Origin of the sequence: Citrobacter sp. On2M (assembly GCF_018035235.1) — a bacterium.
Taxonomy (GTDB): domain Bacteria; phylum Pseudomonadota; class Gammaproteobacteria; order Enterobacterales; family Enterobacteriaceae; genus Citrobacter; species Citrobacter meridianamericanus.
This window is the reverse complement of record NZ_WPCV01000005.1, coordinates 374,276-399,772: the sequence shown is the minus strand read 5'-3', so window position 1 is coordinate 399,772 and position 25,497 is coordinate 374,276. Positions and strand designations below refer to the sequence as shown.

The 25,497-nt window shown below is 53.3% G+C and carries 23 protein-coding genes and 1 other RNA gene; 15 read left to right on the top strand and 9 right to left on the bottom strand.

Features of this window, described 5'->3' with window-relative positions:
- The first annotated feature begins 83 nt into the window (after positions 1 to 83).
- Positions 84 to 1,163, top strand: a complete 1,080-nt coding sequence (gene fbaA, locus On2M_RS19840) for a class II fructose-bisphosphate aldolase (RefSeq protein WP_151218337.1) — start codon at positions 84 to 86, stop codon at positions 1,161 to 1,163.
- Between the two features lie 60 nt (positions 1,164 to 1,223).
- On the opposite strand, the gene On2M_RS19835 is transcribed toward fbaA, so the two are convergent.
- Positions 1,224 to 2,129 carry a carbamate kinase gene (locus tag On2M_RS19835; RefSeq protein WP_151218336.1) on the bottom strand — a complete coding sequence of 302 codons (906 nt, stop codon included), beginning with the start codon at positions 2,127 to 2,129 and terminating at the stop codon, positions 1,224 to 1,226.
- A 338-nt stretch (positions 2,130 to 2,467) separates the two neighbouring features.
- Here On2M_RS19835 and On2M_RS19830 point away from each other — a divergent pair, with 338 nt between their 5' ends.
- From On2M_RS19830 to On2M_RS19790, 9 genes are all read left to right on the top strand, one after another.
- Positions 2,468 to 3,691: an MFS transporter gene (locus On2M_RS19830; protein WP_151218335.1), complete on the top strand. Its 1,224-nt coding sequence runs from the start codon at positions 2,468 to 2,470 to the stop codon at positions 3,689 to 3,691.
- A gap of 13 nt (positions 3,692 to 3,704) precedes the next feature.
- Positions 3,705 to 5,366: an acyl-CoA synthetase FdrA gene (locus tag On2M_RS19825; RefSeq protein ID WP_210905347.1), complete on the top strand. Its 1,662-nt coding sequence runs from the start codon at positions 3,705 to 3,707 to the stop codon at positions 5,364 to 5,366.
- 16 nt (positions 5,367 to 5,382) lie between these two features.
- Entirely contained in the window at positions 5,383 to 6,645 is a 1,263-nt protein-coding gene (locus On2M_RS19820) for a DUF1116 domain-containing protein (protein ID WP_151218333.1), read from the top strand.
- 38 nt (positions 6,646 to 6,683) lie between these two features.
- Positions 6,684 to 7,556: a DUF2877 domain-containing protein gene (locus On2M_RS19815; protein WP_187258976.1), complete on the top strand. Its 873-nt coding sequence runs from the start codon at positions 6,684 to 6,686 to the stop codon at positions 7,554 to 7,556.
- Positions 7,474 to 8,406, top strand: a complete 933-nt coding sequence (gene allS / locus On2M_RS19810; protein ID WP_151218332.1) for an HTH-type transcriptional activator AllS — start codon at positions 7,474 to 7,476, stop codon at positions 8,404 to 8,406. The genes On2M_RS19815 and allS overlap by 83 nt, the downstream gene beginning before the upstream one ends.
- A gap of 125 nt (positions 8,407 to 8,531) precedes the next feature.
- Positions 8,532 to 9,392 (top strand): small-conductance mechanosensitive channel MscS, encoded by an 861-nt coding sequence (locus tag On2M_RS19805; RefSeq protein WP_151218331.1) that lies wholly within the window; start codon positions 8,532 to 8,534, stop codon positions 9,390 to 9,392.
- A 149-nt stretch (positions 9,393 to 9,541) separates the two neighbouring features.
- Entirely contained in the window at positions 9,542 to 10,177 is a 636-nt protein-coding gene (argO, locus tag On2M_RS19800) for an arginine exporter ArgO (RefSeq protein ID WP_003027005.1), read from the top strand.
- 93 nt (positions 10,178 to 10,270) lie between these two features.
- The gene (locus On2M_RS19795) at positions 10,271 to 11,017 is read left to right on the top strand and encodes an oxidative stress defense protein (protein WP_151218330.1); all 747 of its coding nucleotides are present in this window, start codon (positions 10,271 to 10,273) and stop codon (positions 11,015 to 11,017) included.
- 123 nt (positions 11,018 to 11,140) lie between these two features.
- A complete protein-coding gene (locus tag On2M_RS19790) occupies positions 11,141 to 12,037 on the top strand; it encodes a LysR family transcriptional regulator (RefSeq protein ID WP_151218329.1) in 897 nt (298 codons plus the stop codon).
- On the opposite strand, the gene On2M_RS19785 is transcribed toward On2M_RS19790, so the two are convergent.
- From On2M_RS19785 to argP, 5 genes are all read right to left on the bottom strand, one after another.
- Positions 12,034 to 13,500: an acetyl-CoA hydrolase/transferase family protein gene (locus On2M_RS19785; RefSeq protein WP_187253176.1), complete on the bottom strand. Its 1,467-nt coding sequence runs from the start codon at positions 13,498 to 13,500 to the stop codon at positions 12,034 to 12,036. The genes On2M_RS19790 and On2M_RS19785 overlap by 4 nt on opposite strands.
- A 24-nt stretch (positions 13,501 to 13,524) precedes the next feature.
- On the bottom strand, positions 13,525 to 14,310 hold the full coding sequence (scpB, locus tag On2M_RS19780) for a methylmalonyl-CoA decarboxylase (protein WP_005123332.1): 786 nt from the start codon (positions 14,308 to 14,310) through the stop codon (positions 13,525 to 13,527).
- Positions 14,311 to 14,320: 10 nt separating this feature from the next.
- Complete coding sequence (meaB, locus tag On2M_RS19775) at positions 14,321 to 15,316, bottom strand: methylmalonyl Co-A mutase-associated GTPase MeaB (protein ID WP_151218328.1); 996 nt, start codon at positions 15,314 to 15,316, stop codon at positions 14,321 to 14,323.
- Positions 15,309 to 17,453: a methylmalonyl-CoA mutase gene (gene scpA / locus On2M_RS19770; protein WP_151218327.1), complete on the bottom strand. Its 2,145-nt coding sequence runs from the start codon at positions 17,451 to 17,453 to the stop codon at positions 15,309 to 15,311. Before scpA ends, meaB begins: the two co-directional genes overlap by 8 nt.
- A 232-nt stretch (positions 17,454 to 17,685) precedes the next feature.
- Positions 17,686 to 18,579, bottom strand: a complete 894-nt coding sequence (argP, locus tag On2M_RS19765; protein ID WP_003026988.1) for a DNA-binding transcriptional regulator ArgP — start codon at positions 18,577 to 18,579, stop codon at positions 17,686 to 17,688.
- Positions 18,580 to 18,749: 170 nt separating this feature from the next.
- Here argP and rpiA point away from each other — a divergent pair, with 170 nt between their 5' ends.
- Positions 18,750 to 19,409 carry a ribose-5-phosphate isomerase RpiA gene (gene rpiA / locus On2M_RS19760; RefSeq protein ID WP_016154364.1) on the top strand — a complete coding sequence of 220 codons (660 nt, stop codon included), beginning with the start codon at positions 18,750 to 18,752 and terminating at the stop codon, positions 19,407 to 19,409.
- A 270-nt stretch (positions 19,410 to 19,679) separates the two neighbouring features.
- Entirely contained in the window at positions 19,680 to 20,912 is a 1,233-nt protein-coding gene (serA, locus tag On2M_RS19755; protein ID WP_151224307.1) for a phosphoglycerate dehydrogenase, read from the top strand.
- A 51-nt stretch (positions 20,913 to 20,963) separates the two neighbouring features.
- On the opposite strand, the gene On2M_RS19750 is transcribed toward serA, so the two are convergent.
- The 3 genes from On2M_RS19750 to zapA form a co-directional block, all read right to left on the bottom strand.
- A complete protein-coding gene (locus tag On2M_RS19750) occupies positions 20,964 to 21,560 on the bottom strand; it encodes a 5-formyltetrahydrofolate cyclo-ligase (protein ID WP_151224306.1) in 597 nt (198 codons plus the stop codon).
- Positions 21,561 to 21,579: 19 nt separating this feature from the next.
- Positions 21,580 to 21,763, bottom strand: a non-coding RNA gene (ssrS, locus tag On2M_RS19745) — 6S RNA.
- A 41-nt stretch (positions 21,764 to 21,804) separates the two neighbouring features.
- Positions 21,805 to 22,134 (bottom strand): cell division protein ZapA, encoded by a 330-nt coding sequence (gene zapA / locus On2M_RS19740; RefSeq protein ID WP_003026980.1) that lies wholly within the window; start codon positions 22,132 to 22,134, stop codon positions 21,805 to 21,807.
- 167 nt (positions 22,135 to 22,301) lie between these two features.
- Between zapA and On2M_RS19735 the strand changes: the two genes are divergently transcribed.
- Genes On2M_RS19735 through ubiH form a run of 3 tightly spaced genes read left to right on the top strand, consistent with a single transcriptional unit; the run spans position 22,302 to position 25,405 of the window.
- Positions 22,302 to 22,880, top strand: coding sequence for a YecA family protein (locus On2M_RS19735; protein ID WP_086523442.1), 579 nt, complete (start codon positions 22,302 to 22,304; stop codon positions 22,878 to 22,880).
- Between the two features lie 24 nt (positions 22,881 to 22,904).
- Complete coding sequence (gene pepP, locus On2M_RS19730; protein ID WP_151218324.1) at positions 22,905 to 24,230, top strand: Xaa-Pro aminopeptidase; 1,326 nt, start codon at positions 22,905 to 22,907, stop codon at positions 24,228 to 24,230.
- Positions 24,227 to 25,405: a 2-octaprenyl-6-methoxyphenyl hydroxylase gene (ubiH, locus tag On2M_RS19725; protein WP_151218323.1), complete on the top strand. Its 1,179-nt coding sequence runs from the start codon at positions 24,227 to 24,229 to the stop codon at positions 25,403 to 25,405. The genes pepP and ubiH overlap by 4 nt, the downstream gene beginning before the upstream one ends.
- The last annotated feature ends 92 nt before the right edge of the window (positions 25,406 to 25,497 follow it).

The following is a 25,497-nucleotide window of genomic DNA, read 5'->3' as shown; positions in this document are numbered from 1 at the left end:
TAATGGGCAGGGAAACCTGCCCTTATTTTAGCGCGCTTTAGGGCGCGCGCCCTTTCCAAGGCCGAAGATACAGGACTCGTAAAATGTCTAAAATTTTTGATTTCGTAAAACCAGGCGTAATCACTGGTGATGACGTACAGAAAGTTTTCCAGGTAGCTAAAGAAAACAACTTTGCTCTGCCAGCTGTTAACTGCGTGGGTACCGACTCCATCAACGCCGTTTTGGAAACTGCTGCAAAAGTTAAAGCGCCGGTAATCGTACAATTCTCCAACGGTGGTGCTTCTTTCATCGCGGGTAAAGGCGTGAAGTCCGACATTCCTCAGGGTGCTGCAATCCTGGGTGCTATCTCTGGCGCGCATCACGTTCACCAGATGGCTGAGCACTACGGTGTTCCGGTTATCCTGCACACTGACCACTGCGCGAAGAAACTGCTGCCGTGGATCGACGGTCTGCTGGACGCGGGTGAAAAACACTTCGCAGCAACCGGCAAACCGCTGTTCTCTTCTCATATGATCGACCTGTCTGAAGAGTCTCTGGAAGAGAACATCGAAATCTGCTCCAAATATCTGGCACGCATGTCCAAAATGGGCATGACTCTGGAAATCGAACTGGGTTGCACCGGTGGTGAAGAAGACGGTGTGGATAACAGCCACATGGACGCTTCTGCACTGTACACCCAGCCGGAAGACGTTGATTACGCGTACACTGAGCTGAGCAAAATCAGCCCGCGTTTCACCATCGCTGCGTCCTTCGGTAACGTACACGGCGTTTACAAGCCGGGTAACGTCGTTCTGACCCCGACCATCCTGCGCGACTCTCAGGACTATGTTTCTAAGAAACATAACCTGCCGCACAACAGCCTGAACTTCGTCTTCCACGGCGGTTCCGGTTCTACTGCTCAGGAAATTAAAGACTCCGTAAGCTACGGCGTAGTGAAAATGAACATCGACACCGATACCCAATGGGCTACCTGGGAAGGCGTTCTGAACTATTACAAAGCAAACGAAGCTTACCTGCAGGGCCAGTTGGGCAACCCGAAAGGCGAAGATCAGCCGAACAAGAAATACTACGATCCGCGCGTATGGCTGCGTGCTGGTCAGGCAACCATGATCACCCGTCTGGAACAGGCTTTCAAAGAACTGAACGCGGTTGACGTTCTGTAATTCAGTCTGCTGATGACAACAAAAAGGCTTCCGCTGGGAAGCCTTTTTGTTCTTCGCGGTTTACTGTGTCACGCAAGTGCCTTTTTCTCCGGCCAGAATCTGCGGAGCATCTTTCAGAGCGCCGATAAATGCCGCGTTGCCGGTCTGTTTGACAAATTGCATCACCGCCGCCGCTTTAGGCCCCATCGCACCATCAGGTGCAGCAAATGGCGTAAGTTCCTCTACGGTAGCATGTCGTAGTGCACGTGCTTGCGGAGTTCCCCAGTTTTCATACACGGCATCGGCGTCTGTCAGGATCAGCAGATGGTCGGCGTTGATGGATTGTGCCAGAACGGCAGCAGTCAAATCCTTATCAATGACGGCTTCGGTTCCTTGGTAACCATCACCCTGTGCAATAACCGGAATGCCGCCGCCGCCACAGCAAACCACAGTATGTCCCGCATCCATCAGCGTACGGATGGCGTCGCTATCGAGAATTTTCAGCGGAGTTGGTGAGGGAACCACGCGGCGAATATATTGCCCATCGGTTTTCATCTGCCAGCCATAGCGTGCTTCCAGCTCAGCCTGTTGATCCGGTTGATACACGGGGCCAATATACTTACCGGGAGCTGAGAAGGCTTCATCCTGCGGATCCACCTCAACCCGGGTCATAAGCGTTGTGACGGGAGAGTTGCCCGCGGATGACGCCAGTTCCTGAGTAATAGCGAAACCGATCATTCCCTGGCTTTCCGCGACCAGAATATCCAGCGGCCAGGCCGGGGATTCTTTGTATGCTGCATTCTGTAGCGCCAGCAGGCCAACCTGAGGGCCGTTACCATGAACAATGACCAACTGATAGTCACGGGCTAATTCGGCTGCCATCTCAGCAAATACCTGAATGCTCCGCCGCTGGTTTTCTGCGCTCAAAATTTCTCCGCGCTGTAATAACGCATTGCCGCCAAGAGCAATGACAATTCTCTTTTTCATTGAGGACCTCATTATGCAAATTATCTCGCGGTCAAAATAGCGTTTTATTACCTTTATTATGTGATGGGAACGACAGGTCAAATATCTACAAAAATAACTCGATAATTAATTATTATTTAAGTCTTTTTATTTAAATTGCTTTGAAAATGATTATTAGACTTTTTTTAATAATGCTATGGTCAGTTCCCAGGAATTTATAACAATGGATTTTGTGTGACTTTGTTCAAATGAAATGCATTTTTACCCCGATAAGGTAGGCGCAGTTAAAACATCAAACCTCACGTATCGTGTCAGGTAACATGGGGTATTCAGCGGTAATTATTACCGGGAGATTGCTTATGTCTGGTTCATATGAAGTGGCTGAGGCCACAAAGAAAAAGGGAATACCGGCCTGGTGGGTCACCGTTTTCCTGTTCTGGCTCGGATGGATTTTTATGTACGCCGACCGTACGGTGCTCAATCCGGTGATGGGCGAATTAGAAAAGGAATTTGGTTTAAGCGGCACACAGTTAGGTATTCTTAATTCCGTATTCTATTTTTCTTATGCTTTGCTTCAGGTTCCAGCCGGAATTCTGGGCGATAAAATTGGTAAGAAAAAAGTACTGGTTCCAGGATTTATTCTATTTGGTGTTTTCACCGCGGTAACCGGCTGGGCGAAAAGCTGGTATACACTGCTATTTGCTCGTGTGGTAACGGGGGCTGGAGAAGGAACCTACTACGGTCCGCAATACGGTCTCTCTTCCGAGCAGATCCCGAAGAAATATCGTTCTCTTGGCAGTGCGATCATCAACAGTGGTATGGCCTTTGGTATTGCGCTGGGTTTGATGACCTCAAGCTGGCTGGTATACGACCAGGGATATTCATGGCGTATGCCGTTTTATGCGATGGCGGTTCCCTCTGTGTTGGTCGGGGTGGCAATCTGGCTATTCGTGAAAGAGAAAAAACGCACCGCTGACGTCGATGGCGCGCCGGTGAAAAAAGGTAAGTTCAGCGACCTGCTGAAAAATCGTAACTTAATTATCACTTATATAATGGTGTTCTGTAGCCTGTTCGGTTTCTTCGTTATCCTGACCTGGCTTCCCTATTATCTGCAAAATGAGCGTGGAATCGCTGGTAGCGAAACCGGATTTATCTCTTCGCTGGTGGCCTGGATTTCAATTCCTGGCGCGCTGTTATTCTCTAGCCTGTCTGACAAATTAGGCAAACGTAAGCCATTAATTATGTTCCTGGTGCCAATAGCGATTATCAGCATGCTGTCAATTATTTGGATGCCGAATATGACAGGGGTAATCATTGCGCTGTGTGTCTATGGTCTGGTGGGTAAACTGGCGCTTGATCCAGTACTGGTTGCTCTGGTTGCTGACAGCGTGGATGAAAATAACTATAGCACCGCATTTGGTTTATTTAATTTCATCGGCATGAGCTCATCTATTCTTGCCCCCATTATTGCCGGCGCGGCACGTGATATGACCGGAAGCCTGGCTTCCAGCTTTTATGTTTCAGCCACTCTGCTGGCTATCGGTTTAGTTGCAATGCTGTTTTTAAAAGAAAAACGCACATAAAGAGGTAGCGGTAATGATTTACGCCTTTATTAAAAAGGGAAGTTTTCAGGATTCCGTCAGCCTGATGATCATTTCCCGAAAACTCAGTGAACGCCCGGAAGTCGATCAGGTTTCAGTCATGATGGGAACGCCAGCCAATAAATCGATGCTGGATTCCACCGGATTCTGGCACGACGACTTTGCTGACGCCACGCCAAACGATATTTGTGTCGCGGTCCGAACCGAAGGCGAAGAGCCCGGGATATTGGATTTGATCCGTGAGCAGCTGGAAAAAGAGCTGAACGCGATTACCAATGCGTCGGGGAGTTCGCATCAACTGGTTAAAGCACGTCGCTTCGAAAGTGCGTGCCAGAAATTGCCTCAGGCTAATCTGTTGCTGATATCGGTCGCTGGGGAGTATGCCGCGTCCGTTGCCAAAGAGGGATTGTTGGCGAACAAAAACGTGATGCTCTTTTCCGATAACGTACCGCTGGAGCAAGAAGTTGAGCTGAAAACCTTGGCGCGCGAGCGCGGGCTTCTCGTCATGGGGCCAGACTGCGGAACGGCGATGATAGCCGGAAGTCCATTAGCTTTCGCCAACGTACTCCCTGAAGGCGGGATTGGCGTGATTGGCGCTTCAGGCACTGGGATTCAGGAAATTACTTCGCAGATTGCACTGCACCAGCAGGGCGTTAGCCACGCCATCGGTCTGGGGGGCCGCGACCTGAGTGCTGATGTTGGCGGTATCAGCGCATTGACCGCACTGGAAATGCTGGCTACGGATGATGCCACGCGTGTGATTGCATTTGTCTCTAAACCACCGTCACCGCAGGTACGAACCCGCATTATTGCCGCGATGCAAAACGTGGGTAAACCGGTTGTCGCGCTGTTTCTGGGAAGCAAGCCTGAGCAGCGTCGCGAAGGTAACGTCTGGCTGGCGAATTCACTTTCTGATGCTGCACAACTGGCGGTATTGCTGATGCGTGTGGCGCAGCAGAGACAGGTTCAACCTGAAGTGGCAGGTAAAGGTATTTACGGCCTGTACGCCGGCGGCACGTTGGCAGTTGAAGCCGCTATGTTGCTCTCTGCCGGGCTGGGAGTACCCGTTAGCGAAAGCCACGACCAGGGCGTGATGCTTGAAGGCGGTGGTCATCGCATTGTCGACCTGGGGGACGACAGCTACACCTTGGGCAGACCGCATCCGATGATTGACCCTACGACTCGCAGCATTGAGATCGAAAAACTGGCTGCGTTGCCGGATGTGGGCGTACTGCTTCTGGATGTTGTACTGGGCTATGGCGCCTGTGCTGACCCGGCTGGAGCGGTTGTTGAGGCGGTAGAGCAGGTGCGAGCCAAACGTGCCGCCCCGCTGGTGGTGATTGCCACTCTGACCGGAACCGATGCCGATCCGCAGGGGCGCGGTGGGCAGGCGGAGATACTTCGCGAGGCTGGGATAGCGGTGGTAGAAACGCTGGAAGAGGCAGTTTTACTCGCCGTCAACCTGACACATCACCAGGAACGTAGTATCCCGGCATCCCATAGCGCACTCCTTGACGGCGTACAGGTCATTAACGCCGGATTACGCAGCTTTGCGCTGGATCTGCAAAGCAGCGGTACGCCGGTTGTGCATTATCAGTGGGCGCCTGTTGCCGGTGGCAATGCCCGTCTTGCCAGTTTACTCAAACAGTTACATTAAGTTCAGAGGTACGGATATGTATTCATCTATTGCACAGGCCAACGAAGCCATTATCGAACGAATTAAAGCAGCACGTCCTCACTGGGTTGCTGTGCGCCCAGCAAAAGAAGCAGTGGCCGAATTGTCTTCTGGACGCAAATTATTGCACGCTGGCCCGCCGATCGCCTGGGAAGAGATGACCGGCCCAATGCGCGGAGCCTGCATTGGCGCATCATTGTTTGAAGGCTGGGCGGTGACGGAAGAAGATGCCGTGCGGATGCTGGAGCAGGGTGAGATTGATTTTATCCCCTGCCATCACGTTGGTGCGGTAGGTCCGATGGGGGGAATCACCTCCGCTAATATGCCGGTGCTGGTGGTGCGTGACGTAGTGCATGGTAACCAGTCCTGCTGCAACCTCAATGAGGGTATTGGCAAAGTGATGCGATTTGGCGCCTACGGTGATGACGTGCAAAAGCGCTTGCGCTGGATGCGCGACACGCTGGCGCCAGTACTAGAGGAAGCGCTCTCGCAGATGGAAAACGGCGTCGATCTGACAGCAATGATGGCGCAGGCCATCACCATGGGCGATGAGTTCCACCAGCGTAATATTGCCGCCTCTTCTCTGTTACTGCGTACACTTTCTCCGGTGATCGCTGGTCTTGATCGTCCGAAGACGGAAATCATTGAAGTGCTGCAATTCCTGAGCGTCACTGACCAGTTCTTCCTCAACCTGGCGATGGCCTACAGTAAAGCTGTGATGGATGCCGCAGCGGAAATTAAGGCAGGCTCGGTGGTCACCGCTATGACGCGCAACGGTCGTGATTTCGGCATTCGCGTGAGCGGAACTGGCGATCGCTGGTTTACCGCGCCGGTAAATACGCCTCAGGGATTGTTTTTTACCGGCTATAGCCAGGCTGATGCGAATCCGGACATCGGCGACAGTGCCATCACTGAAACGTTGGGGATTGGCGGTGCGGCAATGATTGCGGCACCGGGCGTAACGCGCTTCGTCGGCGCGGGTGGTATGGGCGCGGCGCTGGAAACCTCAGAAGAGATGGCGGAGATCTATCTTGCCAACAACCCGCTGTTCCAGATTCCTTCATGGGATTTCAAAGGGGCATGTCTGGGGCTGGATGTTCGTCGTGTCGTAGAGACAGGAATTACGCCGCTGATTAATACCGGTATCGCGCATAAAGATGCGGGGATTGGTCAGGTTGGGGCGGGAACCGTACGCGCACCGCTTCTCTGTTTTGAAAAAGCGCTTGAAGCGCTGGCCGAACTGCATCACATCACCGCCTGATAGCGAAGGGGCGGCAAAGCCGCCCCGGAGTATTGCTTATGAAGATAATTAATGCTCTGGCCTGCGCTGGGTTTTATCGACTTCCCGATGGCGAATGGAGACGGCATAGCCGTTTTACGCAGGCGATTAACTTTTGCCGTCCTGACGGTGAGTTATTGACGCTGCTCCGTCATGGGAAAGGAATGGGGCCGACAGGCATATTGCTGAGTACCACGCAGTTTCCCCATGTGGAGCAGATTGAATGGCTAATCAAACAAGGAAATACCCTGCGAGGACAGAACATCGAAATTTGCCCGCGTCGCATACTCCAATTTCCAATGAACTCCATCGCCATTGTCCCAGTCGACCTCTCTTTGTGCGCTCACCACAGTGGCCTCTGCGGAGCGCTAAATCAACCGCTTCATACTATGCTGCACTATTCCGAGGTTGTTAAGCAGCTTGATTGTTGGTATTGCGGCATGACCCCCGACTGGAGCTGGCTGATCGGATGTGGACCTGGGCTGACGCCTAGCGGTGATGACATGCTAACTGGCATGCTGGCCGTACTGTATGCAGCAGGGTTTTCTGAGCAACTTCAGTTTTTTTTACCTCCGGCGGTTCAACTGGCAAAACTCACTACATCAGTAAGTTGCAGCTATTTGAACAGCGCCAGAGTGGGAGAGTTTTCTACATCAGTGCAGAAGGTCATACGCGGTTTACAACCGGGGCGTGAGTCTTATTTTGCAATTGCGCATCTGCTTGCTGTTGGTCATACCTCGGGAGCAGATATATTGCTAGGGATAGCAATAGCTCAACAGTGGTTACAGAGGACCGATCCAAGGAGAATGCATGCTCGATCAGGAAACAATACGCACTTTTATTTGGGTTGCAGAGACGGAGAGTTTTTCCCGCGCGGCCAACTCGCTTCATAAAACGCCAGCGGCGATTAGCTATCGTATCAAAACGCTGGAAGAGCAGGTGGGGACTCAACTCTTCATGCGCACTACGCGCACTGTCAGTCTGACATTGGCCGGACAGCATCTGCTAGAGCATTGTCGGCAGTGGCTCAACTGGCTGGATGCGATGCCGGATGAACTTCAGCAAATCAATGCGGGCGTTGAACGGCAGGTGAATATTGTTATCAATAACCTGCTGTACCAGCCGCAAACCACAGCGGATTTGCTGACCTGGCTGCATCAACAGTTCCCCTTTACCCGCTTTCAGATTTCCCGACAAGTGTATATGGGCGTTTGGGATTCACTGCTGTATGACGATTTCCAGCTAGCGATTGGTGTCACCGGTTCGGAGTCGTTGTCCAATAATATTTCTCTGTTACCACTCGGTGACATCAGCTGGCAGTTTGTGGTGGCGCAGAATCATCCTCTGGCTTGCCACCCAGCGCCTGTACTGTCAGACGATATGCTGCGTCGTTACCCGGCGATTAATATTGAAGATACCTCGCGCACGCTTACGCGCCGCGTTGCCTGGCTGCTCAGTGGCCAAAAGGAGATCAAAGTTCCGGATCTCAGCACCAAGCTGGCCTGCCATTTAAGCGGCCTCGGGGTCGGTTTCTTGCCGGAGCGGATGTGTCGTCCTTATGTTGAGTCTGGGGCATTGGTTGCACGTGAAGTAATCAATCCACGTCAGCCGTCACCGCTCTCTATCGCCTGGAAGAATGCTGGTAGTGGAAAGGTGGTCAGTGAAATTGCCGAAATCTTTAAGCAGAAAGATTCACTGGTCTGCGGGTTCTTGCGGATGATTGATCGGCCAACCGATTATTGAGTTTACGAATGCTTTTATTGGATCATGTTGAAAAATGGCATGTTCGGCCTTTTTTGTTTACCTTTAGTAAAGTGTTTTTGTGAGAACGATCTCATGACTTTTTTGACATGACCAAGGAATACTAAATGGAAGATTTGAATGTTGTCGACAGCATAAACGGTGCGGGCACCTGGCTGGTGCGGAACCAGGAACTGCTGTTGAGCTATGCCGTCAACATCGTTGCGGCTATCGCGATTGTCATTATCGGTATGATCGTGGCACGCATTGTATCAAATACCGTTAACCGCCTGATGCTGGCGCGTAAAATTGATGCCACCGTTGCCGACTTCCTTTCTGCACTGGTGCGTTACGGTATTATCGCTTTCACGCTGATTGCCGCTTTGGGCCGTGTTGGGGTGCAAACTGCCTCGGTGATCGCCGTTCTCGGTGCCGCAGGTTTAGCCGTCGGTCTGGCGTTGCAAGGTTCGCTGTCCAACCTCGCTGCAGGCGTGCTGCTGGTGATGTTCCGTCCGTTCCGTGCGGGTGAGTATGTCGATCTCGGCGGCGTAGCGGGAACCGTGCTCAACGTGCAGATTTTCTCCACCACCATGCGTACTGTTGACGGTAAGATTGTAGTGATCCCGAATGGTAAAATTATTGCCGGGAACATCATTAACTTCTCTCGCGAGCCGGTTCGTCGTAACGAATTTATTATCGGCGTGGCTTACGACTCCGATATCGATCAGGTGAAAAAAATTCTCACCGATATCATCCAGTCGGAAGATCGCATTCTTAAAGACCGTGAAATGACGGTTCGCCTGAATGAGCTGGGGGCTTCCTCAATTAACTTTGTCGTACGCGTCTGGAGCAACAGCAGCGATCTGCAAAGCGTCTACTGGGACGTGCTGGAACGCATTAAGCGCGAGTTCGATGCCAATGGTATCAGCTTCCCGTATCCGCAGATGGATGTGAATTTCAAACGCGTGAAAGAGAGCGCTGTAGAATAATTACGCGCCCGGAGGCGCTTTCGCTTTCCGGGCCGACAAAACTTCCTTTCCATTAATTTCCCTAATCTCCGATTAAAATTATCAATTTCCGCTAATGATTTTCTCGCGCTATAGTCTGCTCCTAAGAGAAATAGTTCGGGATAATTAACGTGTTATCGTATTACTTTCAAGGGCTTGCGCTTGGTGCGGCCATGATACTTCCGCTTGGTCCGCAAAATGCTTTCGTGATGAACCAGGGGATTCGTCGCCAGTATCACATCATGATTGCTTTACTCTGCGCTATAAGCGATTTAGTGCTGATTTGTGCGGGGATCTTTGGCGGTAGCGCCTTGCTGATGCAGTCGCCGTGGCTGATGGCGCTGGTCACTTGGGGCGGTGTGGCGTTTCTGCTCTGGTATGGTTTTGGTGCGCTAAAAACGGCGATGAGCAGTAATCTGGAACTGGCCAGCGCCGAAGTAATGAAGCAGGGGCGTTGGAAAATCATCGCCACCATGCTGGCGGTGACCTGGCTCAACCCACACGTTTATCTGGATACTTTTGTGGTGCTGGGGAGTCTGGGGGGGCAACTGGACGTGGAGCCAAAGCGCTGGTTTGCGCTGGGTACCGTTAGCGCATCTTTCCTGTGGTTCTTCGGTCTGGCATTGCTGGCGGCTTGGCTGGCTCCGCGTCTGCGTACTGCTAAAGCGCAGCGCATCATCAATACGCTGGTAGGATTAGTGATGTGGTTTATCGCTTTTCAACTGGCAAAAGAAGGTGTTGCGCACGTTCATGCGTTGTTCAACTAAGTGTTGTCTGATGGACAACGCGGCGAGATCGGCTAAGCTTGCCTGCATGTGCCCTGAGTTTCGGGGTAATTAATGAAACATGGAGGAACGACCGTGAAGTTCAAAATAATGGCCCTGGCGGCATTAGTCGGATTCAGCGCACTATCGGTACAGGCAAATGAGTTGCCAAATGGACCGCACATCGTGACTTCCGGAACGGCAAGCGTGGATGCGACCCCAGACATCGCCACGCTGGCAATTGAAGTGAACGTTGCTGCCAAGGATGCGGCTTCAGCGAAGAAGCAGGCCGATGAGCGCGTGGCGCAATATCTGTCCTTCCTTGAACAGAACCAGATAGCGAAGAAAGATATTAGCGCGGCCAACCTGCGTACCCAGCCGGACTACGACTACCAGAATGGTAAAAGTATTCTCAAAGGGTATCGTGCGGTGCGTACCGTTGAAGTCACACTGCGCCAACTGGACAAGCTCAACGCTCTGCTCGATGGCGCGCTGAAAGCAGGTCTGAATGAGATCCGTTCGGTATCGCTGGGCGTTGCCCAACCGGATGCTTACAAAGATAAAGCGCGTAAAGCGGCAATTGATGATGCAATTCACCAGGCTGAACAGCTGGCTGCGGGCTTTAACAGCAAACTGGGTCCCGTTTACAGCGTACGCTACCACGTTTCCAATTATCAGCCGAGCCCAATGGTTCGGATGATGAAAGCCGATGCCGCGCCTGCTGTCTCTGCTCAGGAAACTTACGAACAGCCGGTTATTCAGTTTGACGATCAGGTTGATGTCGTCTTCCAGATTGAGCCGACGGCGGGGCAGCCAGCCTCAACGCCTGCTAAAACTCAGTAATCGTTCCAGACCCGGCTTTCCAGCCGGGTTTTTTCTGTGAGCAACTGTAAAAATGAGACTTCACATCCGGTCTTTTTTTTCGCCGTAATGAGGATAGGCCATAGCGATTTTTAAGGGGATGCTATGGATATTTTTATCTCAAAAAAGATGCGTAATTTCATTCTGCTGGCGCAAACCAATAACATCGCCAGAGCGGCAGAAAAAATACATATGACCGCATCACCTTTCGGTAAAAGCATTGCCGCACTGGAAGATCAAATCGGCTATACGCTGTTTACCCGCAAAGATAACAACATCAGCCTGAATAAAGCCGGACAGGAGCTGTATCAGAAACTGTTTCCCGTCTATCAGCGCCTTTCTGCCATTGATAACGAAATCCATAACGCTTCTCGCCGCTCGCGGGAAATCGTTATCGGCATCGACAATACCTACCCGACGATTATTTTTGACCAGTTGATCAGCCTTGGCGATAAGTATGATGGCGTGACGGCCCAGGCCGTTGAATTCAGCGAGAATGGGGTAATTGATAACCTGTTCGACCGTAAACTGGATTTTATTATCTCACCGCAGCATGTTTCTCCGCGCGTGCAGGAGCTGGAAAATCTGGCGATCAGCGAACTGTCTCCGCTGCGTCTGGGGTTCCTCGTTTCCCGGCGCTACGAGGAAAAACAGCCGCAGGACCTACTTCGCGAGCTTCCCTGGCTGCAAATGCGCTTCCAGAATCGCGCCAACTTTGAGGCGATGCTGGATGCTTACATGCGACCCTGTGGGATCAACCCGACGATTATCTACCGTCCGTACAGCTTCATGGCCAAGATTAGCGCGGTGGAGCGTGGGCAGTTTTTGACGGTGATCCCGCATTTCGCCTGGCGCCTGGTGAACCCGTCTACGCTGAAATATTTCGATGCGCCAGGTAACCCAATGTACATGCAGGAGTTTCTTTATTCGCTGAAAAATCATCGCTATACCGCCACCATGCTCCAGCATATTGCTGAAGATCGTGACGGTACGGCAAGCTAACCGAGCATTGAGCCTGTTTCCAGAAGGTTGCGATGCAGATCGAACGCATGGCTGAGATCGTGATGGATATGCCCGCCGGGCGCTTTTTCCAGATAGCGGTGCAAATAATCTCTGTAAAGCGGATGCGCACAGTTATCAATAATCGTGTGCGCCCGCTGCATCGGAGATAACCCGCGCAGATCGGCAATCCCTTGTTCGGTCACAATCACCTTAACGCTATGTTCGCTGTGGTCGACATGACTACACATCGGTACGATGGTTGAGATTTTCCCACCCTTGGCAATCGACGGCGCCATAAAGATAGAAAGGTAGGCGTTGCGCTCGAAATCTCCGCTACCACCGATGCCGTTCATCAGGTTCACGCCCGCAACGTGCGTGGAATTGGCATGGCCGTAGATATCAAACTCCAGGCCAACGTTGAGCGCAATGACCCCCAGTCGACGAATGATTTCCGGGTTATTGGAAATCTCCTGCGGGCGCAGCACAATTCGGCTGGCGAAGAAGTCCATGTTGTCGTAAATCTTCTGTAGCGACGGGGCTGAAATGGTCAGACTGGAAGCGCTGGCGCCGGTTATCTTGCCTGTTTCCAGCAGATGTACCACCGACTCCTGCAACACCTCCGAATACATCATAAAGGGCGGGATATCCGGATTCTCCCCCAGTCGCGCCATCACCGCGTTGTTGATATTACCCACGCCGCTTTGTAAGGGCAGAAACTCAGCTGGAATGCGTTTGTGCGCCATTTCTGCCAACAGAAAAGTGACCACGTTATCGGCAATTTGTTGGCTGACCGGATTGGTTTTATCTGACGCTTTTCCGGCATCGGGCAGTTCGGTATCCACCACCGCAACCACTTTCCTGGGGTCTATCTGCACGCACTGGCTACCCACGCGATCCATGGTATGAAAAATGGGCACGCTGTTACGCCGCGGCGGTGCGCCGGGTATTACGATGTCGGCAAACTCTGCCACGCGCGGATTATGGTAATGATTCAGCTCGATAATCACCTTTTTGGCCTGCAGAAGCCACGTGGGCGCGTTACCAATACCGCTGGAAAGCCAAATCCGGCCGTCTGGCGCAATAGCGGAGGCTTCAATAACGGCAACGTCGATCTCGCCAAAAAAGCCGTAATTAACCATCTGTGCGACCTCGCTCAAATGGAGATCGACAAACCTCACCTGGCCCTGGTTAATTTTCTCTCGCAGGCCAGAGGATGTTTGATAAGGCGCACGCCAGGAAACGGCATCCGCCGCAGACAGGGCATCATCAGCAGCGGCACCAATTGATGCTCCGGTCAGCAGGCGGATCTGAAAAGGCTGCCCGGTCTGATGTTGCTCACAGGCGCGTTGGGCAATTGCGGTGGGTAACGCTTTTGGCGAACCCGCGGGGGTAAAGCCGCTGAACGCCACCATATCATCGTGCTGGATAATTTCTGCCGCTTGTTCTGCGCTCATCCGTTTCATGGCCGTCTCCTTCCTCGGACGTGATTAATGGCCGACAAAATTAGGTTTACGTTTTTCCATAAACGCGTTCATCCCTTCCTGATAATCCTCGCTGTCGTACACCGCGCGGCGCATGCCCTGAATACGCTCAAATTCGTCTGAGTTCATGGTGTGCGCTTCCCCCAGCACGCGCAGTTCTTCTTTGATGACGGCGATTGCCAGCGGCGCTTTTTCCGAGATGTGGTGCGCCATTTGCAGGGTGAAATCTTCCAGTTCCTCGGCGGGAACAACATGGTTGAGGATCCCGACCGCCATGGCGCGTTGAGCGGTGATGGGCGAAGCGGTAAAAATCAGCTCTTTAACGATGTGAAAACCGGCGTCGCGCGTCAGGTTGTGAATGCCTACCAGGTTATACGGCACACCGAGGTTGACCGGAGTCATCGAGAAGGTGGAGGTTTCAGCAGCGATGATCAGATCGGAACTCATGATCATTTCAAACGCGCCGCCCCAGACGCTGCCTTCGACCATAGAGATCACCGGCTTCGGATATTTTTGGATCATGCGGGTGATCTGACGCAACGGATCATCATAAGACAGCGGATCGCGACGTCCGGTGGGGAGTTCATGAATATCATGTCCGGCAGAGAACACCTTAGCCCCGCTCGGTGCGCGCAGAATGATGCAGCGAATTTCCGCACGATTGAGGTCGCTCAGCGCCTGCATCAGATCGTCAATAAACACTTTGCTCAGGGCATTGAGCTTGCGGGCGTAGTTGAACTCAATAACCGCGACTTTCTGGATGATGACCACGTTGACGTATTGATAAGACATAATGTTCTCTTTAGTGAAAGTAATGATGCTGGATAAATTCGCTGATATGCCGCAGACCGGTGCGCGGCGACAGATCGTTATTTTTGACGGCCTGTAGCGTCTGCTGGAAATAGCGGTCAAAATCAGTACGGGCAAACAGCAGATGCAGTGCTTCTTCTTCAGCCTGATGGTGTAACCAGTCCACCGCCTGCTGCTGGCGGACTTTTTCCAGTCGACCGCTGGCGGTAATGCATGTTTTAAAGTCGGTTATCGCCTGCCAGACCTCCTCAATACCGCGTTTTTCCAGGGCGCTACAGGTCAGAACCTGTGGCCGCCACTCGTCATATTTGCGGCGCAGAATATGCAGGGCGGATTCGTACATATGACGGGCGATGGCAACGCTGGTACGGTTATCACCGTCGTCTTTGTTGATGACAATCAGATCCGCCATTTCCATCAGGCCTTTTTTGATGCCCTGCAAATCGTCTCCACCGCCGGCAATTTGCAGTGAGATAAAGCAATCCACCATGCCTGCGACTTCGGTTTCTGACTGCCCAACGCCGACGGTTTCCACAATCACCACGTCGAAGCCAGCCGCTTCGCACAGCAGCATTAATTCACGGGCACGCTGGCTGGCGCCACCTAAATGCCCGCTGGACGGAACCGGGCGAATAAACGCAGATTCTGCGCGGGCCAGTTCCGTCATGCGGGTTTTATCACCGAGAATACTGCCGCCGCTGACCGGGCTACTGGGATCCACGGCGATCACCGCCACGCGTAACCCCCGGCGAATTAATAGCATGCCGAAGGCTTCCAGAAAGGTACTTTTACCCGCACCCGGCGTGCCGGTGATCCCTAAGCGCAGGGCGTTACCGGTGAACGGCATAATCGCATCCAGCAATTGCGTACTCAGCGGTTGGTGGCGCGGGTGACTACTTTCGACCAGCGTCATTGCCTGGGCGAGCGTAGCCCGTTCGCCAAGTCGCAAGCGGCGGACGGTATCCTCAAGCGTGGCGGCGTTAATCATGATGCTGACTGATTCGGGTTAACACATCACGAACGCTGTCGAGCATTGGTGTGCCGGGGCCATAAATTGCGGCCACGCCATGCTCGTGCAGGAAAGCGTAATCCTGTGGTGGAATTACCCCTCCGGCGACGACGCATATATCCTCGCGTCCCCAACCTTTGAGCGCGGTGACCAGTTCCGGGATTAATGTTTTATGACCCGCCGCCAGCGATGAGGCGCCAACTACATGTACATCGTTTTCTACCGCCAGGCGGGCGATCTCTTCTGGTGTGGAGAACATCGGGCTGAGATCGACATCGAAGCCGAGATCGGAGTAGGCGCTGGCGATCACTTTCGCGCCGCGATCGTGACCATCTTGCCCCATCTTGGCGATCAGAATGCGCGGGCGGCGGCCATTTTCTGCGAGAAACTGTTCTGTTTGCGCAACAATGGCATCGAACTCATCGGCGGATTTGTCGGACTGGTGGTAGCTTTGCGCAATCACTCCAGTGACGCACTGGCTGGGAACCAGATATCGGTCAAAGGCGGCTTCCAGCGCGTCGGAGATTTCACCGAGCGTGGCGCGAACGCGGGCGGCGTTGACGGCGGCTGCCAGCAGGTTTTCATTATGCTGCGCGGCGTGGGTTAGCGCGGACAGTGCGGCGTTAACGGCATTATTGTCGCGGGTAGCGCGGATATGCTGCAGCGAGGCAATTTGCTCGTTGCGCACCTTCACGTTGTCGATCTCCAGCACCGACGTCTCGTCTTCTTTATCCAGTTTATACTTATTCACCCCGACGATGACGCGCTTACCCTGGTCGATCAGCGACTGTTCACGTGCGGAGGCTTCTTCGATCATCCGTTTAGGCAATCCGGCTTCGATCGCCTTCGCCATGCCGCCAGCCTCATCTATCTGCCTGATGATCGTGCGCGCTTGCTTCACGATTTGGTCGGTCAGAGACTCGACGTAATACGATCCGGCCAGTGGATCAACAGTGCGGCAGATCTCTGACTCTTCCTGAATGATGATCTGCGTATTACGCGCAATACGGGCGGAGAAATCGGTGGGCAGACCGAGCGCTTCATCAAAGGCGTTGGTATGCAGGGACTGAGTACCGCCAAGCGTGGCGCCGAGCGCTTCAATGGTGGTTCGCACCACGTTGTTGTAGGGGTCCTGCTCAGTCAGGCTCCAGCCGGACGTCTGGCAGTGGGTACGCAGAGCGAGAGATTTCGGGTTGGTGGCACCAAAACTGCTGACCGCTTCGCTCCACAAATATCGCGCCGCGCGCAGCATGGCGACGTTCATAAACAGATCCATGCCGATGCCGAAGAAAAACGACAGACGCGGTGCGAAGTCATCAATTTTCAGCCCGGCGGAAAGTGCGGCCTTGATGTATTCAATACCGTCAGCCAGTGTAAACGCCACTTGCTGTACGCAGTTTGCCCCGGCTTCGCCCATGTGATAACCGCTGATGCTGATGGTGTTATAGCGCGGCATATTGCTGGAACACCAGGCGATGATGTCGGCTATAATGCGCATGGAGGGCTTTGGCGGATAAATATAGGTGTTGCGGCACAAGTACTCTTTCAGAATATCGTTCTGAATGGTCCCGGTGAGCTGTTCCGGCGTTACACCTTGTTCTTCAGCAGCGACGATATAAAACGCCAGCACCGGCAGCACAGCGCCGTTCATGGTCATTGATACCGACATCTTATCCAGCGGGATCTGGTCGAACAGTACCTTCATATCCTCGACGGTATCGATCGCCACACCCGCTTTGCCGACGTCACCCGCCACGCGCGGGTTGTCTGAGTCATAACCACGATGGGTGGCAAGGTCAAAGGCGACGGAAAGCCCTTTCTGCCCGGCGGCGAGGTTGCGGCGGTAAAAAGCGTTGGATTCTTTGGCGGTAGAGAAACCGGCGTATTGGCGAATGGTCCACGGCTGCGCGGTATACATGGTGGCGCGTGGACCGCGCACGTAAGGCGGCAGACCGGGGAGGGTGCCTGTTACTTCCAGATTATCGAGGTCCGCTTCGGTGTACAGCGGCTTGATGGCAATCCCTTCCGCCGTCTGTTTTTCCAGGGACTCAACGGTTTTTTCCCGTCGACTGAGTTCTTTGTTGGCGAGTGTTTGCCACTCCTGCACGTTTGCCATTTTCTGCTCCGTATTACGCAATAAGTTGAATCTTTGCGAATACGGTGTGCTTTTTCATTTGGCTTGTCGCCAGCAAAAAATAGCCAACAGGGCGTCGTTTTTTGCCGCGTGGAATATTTTATTTTGTGATGTATTTCAAAGAAGTGGCCGGAATAGCATGAATAGAGGGTAAAGGCTTGTGGGCCGGATAAGGCGTTACGCCGCCATCCGGCACTCTGGCGCAATAAACGGTTTAATCCTGACGCAACACCTTGTGCCCGTATTCCAGCAGCGCGTCGGTAACGTTGCGCATCATGCGGCTTTCCGGTGCAAAACGGTGCCAGTACAGCATCCGACGCTGGAACAGACCTGGCGTTAAGTCGATCAGCTCGCCGCTTTCCAGCTCTTTCTCAATCTGTAAGTGCGGGATCATGCAGCAGGTGGTGCCCTGACGCGCCAACTGCACGAAGGCTTCAGACGAGTTAACGATGTGGCACGGCACGCTTCCCGGCGGCAGGTCGAAGTTTTGTTGCAAGAACGCCTGGTGCATATCATCAAGATGGTCAAACGCTACCGCCGGGGCTTTCAGCAGGGCGGAGCGGGTGACGCCGTTAGGGAAATAACGCTCGGCGAAAGGTTTGGAGCCAACAAACAGGTAGTCCAGCGCGCCAAGTTTATCCACCAGACAGCTTGGCAGTGCCTGATGTTGGATACTCACCGCACCGACCACTTCACCGCGACGCAGACGTTCCTGGGTGCGCGTTTCATCCTCAACTTGCAGGTTCAGGCGAATCGGTGAATTGGCCAGTACCGGGGCTAACGCCGGAAGTAACCAGGTCGCCAGACTGTCGGCGTTCACCGCCAGCGAGAGCAGCAGCGGCGTCGAGCCGGTTTGTTCATCGCCCAACCACTCGTCTTCCAGCAGTTCAACCTGACGCAAAAGCGCCAGCAGTTTCTGCCCCTGTTCGGTAGGGCGTGGTGGTACGGTACGCACCAGCAGCGGTTGTCCGAACATATTTTCAAGCTGTTTTATGCGTTGTGAAACTGCGGATTGCGTAATGCACAGCTTTTGCGCCGCGCGCTCAAATCCCCGTTCACGAATAACCGCATCCAGTGCTTGTAGTGTTCTGTAGTCCGGACGTTTCATTGCTTTGACGCACTCCTGAAATTTTTGCTTGTTCTGCACTATGACACAAATTTAGGTTGGGTAAAGACGAAATCCGCCGCTTGGGAGCGGGTGTGGGGACATTTTTCTGCACAATGTTCTATAATGCGCGTGAATTTTCCCACCATATTCACACCACAGGCGAAACGATCATGACGCAGGATGAACTGAAAAAAGCAGTAGGATGGGCGGCACTTCAGTATGTACAGCCCGGTACCATTGTGGGCGTAGGTACAGGTTCAACAGCCGCACACTTTATTGATGCGCTGGGCACAATGAAAGGTCAGATTGAAGGCGCGGTGTCCAGTTCGGATGCCTCGACCGAAAAACTCAAAAGCCTTGGCATCCACGTGTTCGATCTTAACGAAGTGGACAGCCTTGGCGTATACGTCGACGGCGCGGATGAAATCAACGGCCACATGCAGATGATTAAAGGCGGCGGCGCAGCGCTGACCCGTGAAAAAATCATTGCTTCGGTGGCGAAGAAATTTATCTGCATTGCGGATGCGTCCAAAGAAGTCGATATTCTGGGTAACTTCCCACTGCCGGTTGAAGTGATCCCAATGGCGCGCAGCGCAGTGGCTCGCCAGTTGGTGAAGCTGGGCGGTCGTCCTGAATATCGTCAGGGCGTGGTGACGGACAACGGCAACGTAATCCTCGATGTGCACGGTCTGGAAATCCTCGACGCCATCGCGCTGGAAAACGCCATCAATGCGATTCCAGGTGTGGTAACCGTAGGCCTGTTTGCCAACCGTGGTGCGGATGTTGCGCTGATCGGCACGCCAGACGGCGTGAAAACTATCGTAAAATGATCTGACGGGAGCGTCTTCTCCGGTTAAAAAAATTTTGGCAGGGCAAATTTGGTGACTTGTGTCACGTTTATAATATTGTCCTGCCGATCTCTCCAAAGAAAAAGTTATCGCCAGTATATTCCTCTGACAATCCCCTTTGAATGACATTTCCTCAGCACGGCGACGCAAACGTTCATATTGCCGCAATATTATTTTTTGATATGTTGAAGAGGAGGATGAAAATCCCACACACAACACATTAGTTTGAACAAAAAAGACAGGGTCGGGGAAATGGCAAAGGTATCACTGGAGAAAGAGAAGATTAAATTTCTGCTGGTTGAAGGCGTGCATCAAAAAGCGCTCGAAAGCCTTCGTGCAGCAGGTTATACCAACATCGAGTTTCACAAAGGTGCTCTGGACACTGAACAACTCAAAGAGTCCATCCGTGATGCCCACTTCATTGGCCTGCGATCCCGTACCCATCTGACTGAAGATGTGATTGCCGCCGCAGAGAAACTGGTTGCGATTGGCTGCTTCTGCATCGGCACCAACCAGGTGGATCTGACTGCTGCGGCAAAGCGCGGGATCCCAGTGTTTAACGCGCCATTCTCTAACACGCGTTCCGTTGCTGAACTGGTGATTGGCGAACTGCTACTACTGCTACGCGGCGTACCCGAAGCGAACGCCAAAGCACATCGCGGCGTGTGGAATAAACTGGCTACCGGCTCTTTTGAAGCGCGTGGCAAAAAACTGGGGATCATCGGCTATGGCCACATTGGCACTCAGTTGGGCATTCTGGCGGAATCGCTGGGGATGCATGTTTACTTCTATGATATTGAAAATAAACTGCCGTTAGGTAATGCCACGCAGGTCCAGCATCTTTCCGATCTGCTCAATATGAGCGATGTGGTGAGTTTGCACGTGCCGGAAAATGCATCCACCAAAAACTTGATGGGCGCGCATGAGATTTCACTGATGAAACCGGGCGCGCTACTGATTAACGCCGCGCGTGGGACGGTGGTTGATATTCCTGCGCTGTGTGACGCGCTAGCGACCAAGCATCTGGCGGGGGCGGCAATCGACGTATTCCCAACCGAACCGGCAACCAACAGCGATCCTTTCACTTCGCCGCTGTGTGATTTCGACAACGTGATCCTGACGCCGCACATTGGTGGTTCAACGTTAGAAGCACAGGAAAATATCGGTCTGGAAGTAGCTGGTAAGTTGACCAAGTATTCCGACAACGGTTCTACGCTGTCTGCGGTTAACTTCCCGGAAGTATCGCTGCCGCTGCACGGTGGCCGTCGTCTGATGCACATTCACGAAAATCGTCCCGGCGTACTGACGGCGCTGAACCAGATTTTTGCCGAGCAGGGCGTCAACATTGCCGCGCAGTATCTGCAGACTTCCGCGCAGGTAGGTTACGTTGTTATCGATATTGAAGCGGATGAAGATGTGGCGGAGAAAGCGCTGCAGGCGATGAAATCTCTTCCGGGAACCATTCGCGCTCGTCTGCTGTACTGATTTCCTTTTAACGGGCAGGCTGCTGGCCTGCCCGGCATGTTCCCGGTTTTCCTACCACGCCCAAATTTTGGACGGCGTCACCACCGCAGGCAGCGGGATATCCCACTCTTCAACTGGCAACTTCTCGACTAACTGGCAGTCATGTGCGTAACCCACGGGTTGGATCTTATGCTGCTGCCAGTTTTGTAGCGTACGGTCATAAAATCCGCCGCCCATGCCCAGGCGTTGCCCGTATTCATCAAACGCCACTAACGGTGTAATCAGCACATCCAGCTTTGATAGCGGCAATACGTCGCGTACATCAAGCCGCGGTTCCTGAATTTTTAAGCGATTAGTCACCAGGTCGCTGTGCGGATGATAGTGCAGGAAGAGTAAATTACCGGGGCTGAAGGGATGAAGCACCGGAAGATAGACACGCTTGCCCGCTCGCCACAGCTGATCTATTAGCGGCTGGGTATCGAGTTCGCCATCAAACGAGAGAAACACCGCCACGGTATGCGCGAGTACAACAGGGGGATAACTGAGCATTCGGGTCGCGGCTTGCTGACCGTATTGTCGTTGCTGCTCAGGGGTAAGCGCACGTCGACGCTGACGAATCAGTTGACGAATTTCTTGCCGTGATAAAGGGAGTTCAGATAGTAGCGTCATGGCTGTTGCCAGGTAGAAGGGAATCTCCGAGATGCCGCCGCAGGCTGTAACCCTTGAACCCTTGGTTCAAGGTGAATGTGTCGTCACAGTTTTAAGGCTTCTCGGACGGGCCGAGCATGCTCACCAACCATGGAGCGCCACATTCTTGTGGTATGAAATATCGGCTCAGGGGACTGGCCCGCTTGCAAACATCTCAGAGAAATTTTGTCTTCACGGTCACTCTACCACAGTAAACCGAAAAGTGTTATTCAAAGTTTTGGCCCGTTTTTTCGGTTATGCGACCCTGATCAAGCAACGCCTGTTCGATGGTCTGTTGTAGCATCCGAATACGTTGTTCCATGCTCGCCGCGTACTCACGCGTCTTCGCTTTTTCCTGAGTTAATTCATAGCTGATGTTCAACGCGGCGATGAAAACCAACTGCTCAGTATTTGTGACTCTAGTGCGAACTTTCAGATCTTGCAATCGCTGATTAAGATCGTCCGCAGCCTGATTCAACGCATCCCTTTGTTCAGGCGGGCAATTCACTCGCAGTGAACGGCCAAATATTTGGATATCGACGGGTTGTGCAGACATGCCACCTTCCTGCTGATTGACTGCGCTGCCTTCGTCTCCAGACCTTGGGTCCGCGAAGGGGCGACACTATAGCTACCCTGGTATTAAGATACAAGCCCTTTTCTGGTTCACCAGGGTCCAAAGTGGTAGCATACCATGAATATTCCTCCCTTTGATGACGAATGCTTATGTCTATACAGAACGAAATGCCTGGCTACAACGACGTTAGCCAGTTTTTGAACCAACAAGGGGCTGGATTAACCCCGGCCGAAATGCACGGCTTAATCAGCGGAATGATTTGCGGTGGCAACAACGACAGCTCATGGCAGCCGCTGCTGCACGATCTGACGAACGAAGGTCTGGCCTTTGGTCACGAGCTGGCTCAGGCACTGCTGAAAATGCACTCTGCCACCAGCGATGCTCTCGAGGACGATGGCTTCCTTTTTCAGCTTTATCTGCCTGAAGGCGATGACGTCAGTGTGTTTGATCGCGCCGATGCGCTGGCGGGGTGGGTAAACCACTTTTTGCTGGGGCTTGGCGTTACCCAGCCGAAGCTCGACAAAGTGACAGGCGAAACCGGGGAAGCGATTGACGACTTGCGCAATATCGCTCAGTTGGGATATGACGAAGACGAAGATCAGGAAGAGTTGGAAATGTCGCTCGAAGAGATCATCGAATACGTGCGCGTAGCCGCCTTGCTGTGTCATGACACGTTTACGCGTCAGCAGCCGACCGCGCCGGAAGTCCGTAAACCGACCCTGCATTAAGAACAAAACGCCAAGGAGAGTGTGATGAGCGAAATATCTCAGCAAGAATTCCAGCGCCGCCGCCAGGCTTTTCTGGCACAAATGCAGCCCGGCAGCGCCGCGCTGATTTTTGCCGCGCCTGAAGCGACGCGCAGCGCGGACAGTGAATATCCGTACCGCCAAAGCAGTGATTTCTGGTACTTCACCGGTTTTAACGAACCTGAAGCCGTGCTGGTGCTGATTAAAAGCGATGACACTCATAACCATAGCGTTTTGTTCAATCGGGTTCGCGATCTGACGGCGGAGATCTGGTTTGGTCGTCGTCTGGGCCAGGATGCCGCACCGGCAAAACTCGGCGTTGCTCGGGCGCTGGCCTTCAGCGAAATCAACCAACAGCTTCACCTGTTACTCAATGGCCTGGACGCGGTGTATCACGCACAGGGCGAATATGCCTGGGCAGACGAGATTGTGTGTACGGCACTGGATAAACTGCGTAAAGGCTCCAGACAAAATCTGCATGCGCCCGCCGCAATTATCGACTGGCGCCCAATGGTGCATGAAATGCGCCTGTTCAAATCAGCGGAAGAAATTGCGGTCATGCGCCGTGCCGGAGAGATCACCGCGCTGGCGCATACCCGGGCGATGGAAAAATGCCGTCCGGGAATGTTTGAATACCAGCTGGAAGGTGAGATTCACCACGAATTTACCCGCCATGGCGCGCGTTACCCATCCTATAACACGATTGTCGGCAGCGGTGAAAACGGCTGTATCCTGCATTACACTGAAAATGAAAGTGTAATGCGCGATGGCGATCTGGTGCTGATTGACGCCGGATGTGAATACAAAGGCTATGCGGGCGACATTACGCGTACCTTCCCGGTAAACGGCAAATTTACTCCTGCCCAGCGTGAAATCTACGACATCGTACTGGAATCTTTAGAGACCAGCCTGCGCCTGTATCGTCCCGGGACGTCCATCCAGGAAGTCACCGGCGAAGTGGTGCGTATCATGATTACGGGCCTGGTAAGGCTTGGCATTCTGCGCGGTGAGGTCGACCAACTGATCACCGAAAATGCGCATCGCCCATTCTTTATGCATGGTCTTAGCCATTGGCTGGGTCTGGATGTACATGACGTTGGCGTTTATGGTCAGGACCGCTCACGCATTCTGGAGCCGGGAATGGTGCTTACTGTTGAACCGGGACTCTATATCGCGCCGGACGCCGATGTACCGCCTGCTTATCGTGGTATCGGCATTCGTATTGAAGATGACATCCTCATCACCGAAGACGGCAATGAAAACCTGACCGCCAGCGTAGTGAAGAAAGCGGATGACATTGAAGCTTTAATGGCCGCGGCGAGACTGCAATGAGTGTGATTATCGTCGGCGGTGGTATGGTTGGCGCGACGCTGGCGTTGGCCATTTCTCAGCTTAGCCATGGAACTCTGCCGGTACATCTGATAGAAGCGAGCGCACCCGACACTGATCGCCATCCAGGGTTTGATGCCCGGGCGATCGCGCTGGCGGCAGGGACCTGCCAACAGCTGGCGCGAATTGGCATATGGCAGGCGATTGCCGATTGTGCAACGGCGATCAAAACCGTTCACGTCAGCGATCGCGGCCATGCCGGATTTGTAACGCTGGATGCGCAGGAATACCGTATTCCGGCGCTGGGGCAGGTCGTAGAGCTGCACGATGTCGGGCTGCGTCTGTTTGCGCTGCTGCGTAAAGCGCCGGGTGTAACGCTGCACTGCCCCGACCGCGTAGCCAGCGTGTCACGCACGCAGGAGCGCGTAGAAGTAACGCTGGAAAATGGTGAGATGATTGATGGTCGCCTGTTGGTGGCCGCCGACGGTACGCGCTCCGCACTGGCTACCGCTTGCGGCGTTGACTGGCAGCAACAGCCCTATGAGCAACTGGCGGTGATTGCCAACGTCACGACCTCCATTGTGCACGACGGGCGAGCGTTTGAACGTTTCACGCAATATGGCCCGCTGGCAATGTTGCCCATGTCTGACGGTCGCTGTTCGCTGGTGTGGTGTCATCCGCTGGAACGGCGCGATGAGATTCTGGCCTGGTCCGACGAACGGTTTTGTCGTGAACTGCAAACCGCGTTTGGCTGGCGCTTGGGGCGTATTATCAAGGCAGGTAAACGCAACGCCTATCCGCTTTCGTTAACCTCGGCGCAAAAAGCGATTACCCATCGTACCGTGCTGGTAGGGAACGCAGCCCAGACGCTGCATCCTATTGCCGGACAAGGTTTCAACCTTGGTTTGCGTGATGTGATGAGCCTGGCTGAAACCTTGACCCAGGCGCAGAGCAGCGGGGAAGATGTTGGTGATTATGCGGTGCTGGCACGCTATCAGCAGCGCCGCGAACGCGATCGCGAAACGACGATTGGCGTGACCAACAATTTGGTGTATCTGTTTGCCAATCGCTGGACCCCGCTGGTTGTTGGACGAAATGTCGGGCTGATGGCGATGGAATTATTTACCCCTGCGCGCGATGCGCTGGCGGAGCGAACCCTCGGTTGGGTTGCGCGATAGTCCTGTCACAGCAGGCTATTTTATTTGCCACTTTGGACCAGGGCAGTGCTCACACAAAACTCGACAGAGTTTTGAACGCCCTTCAGGGCGGC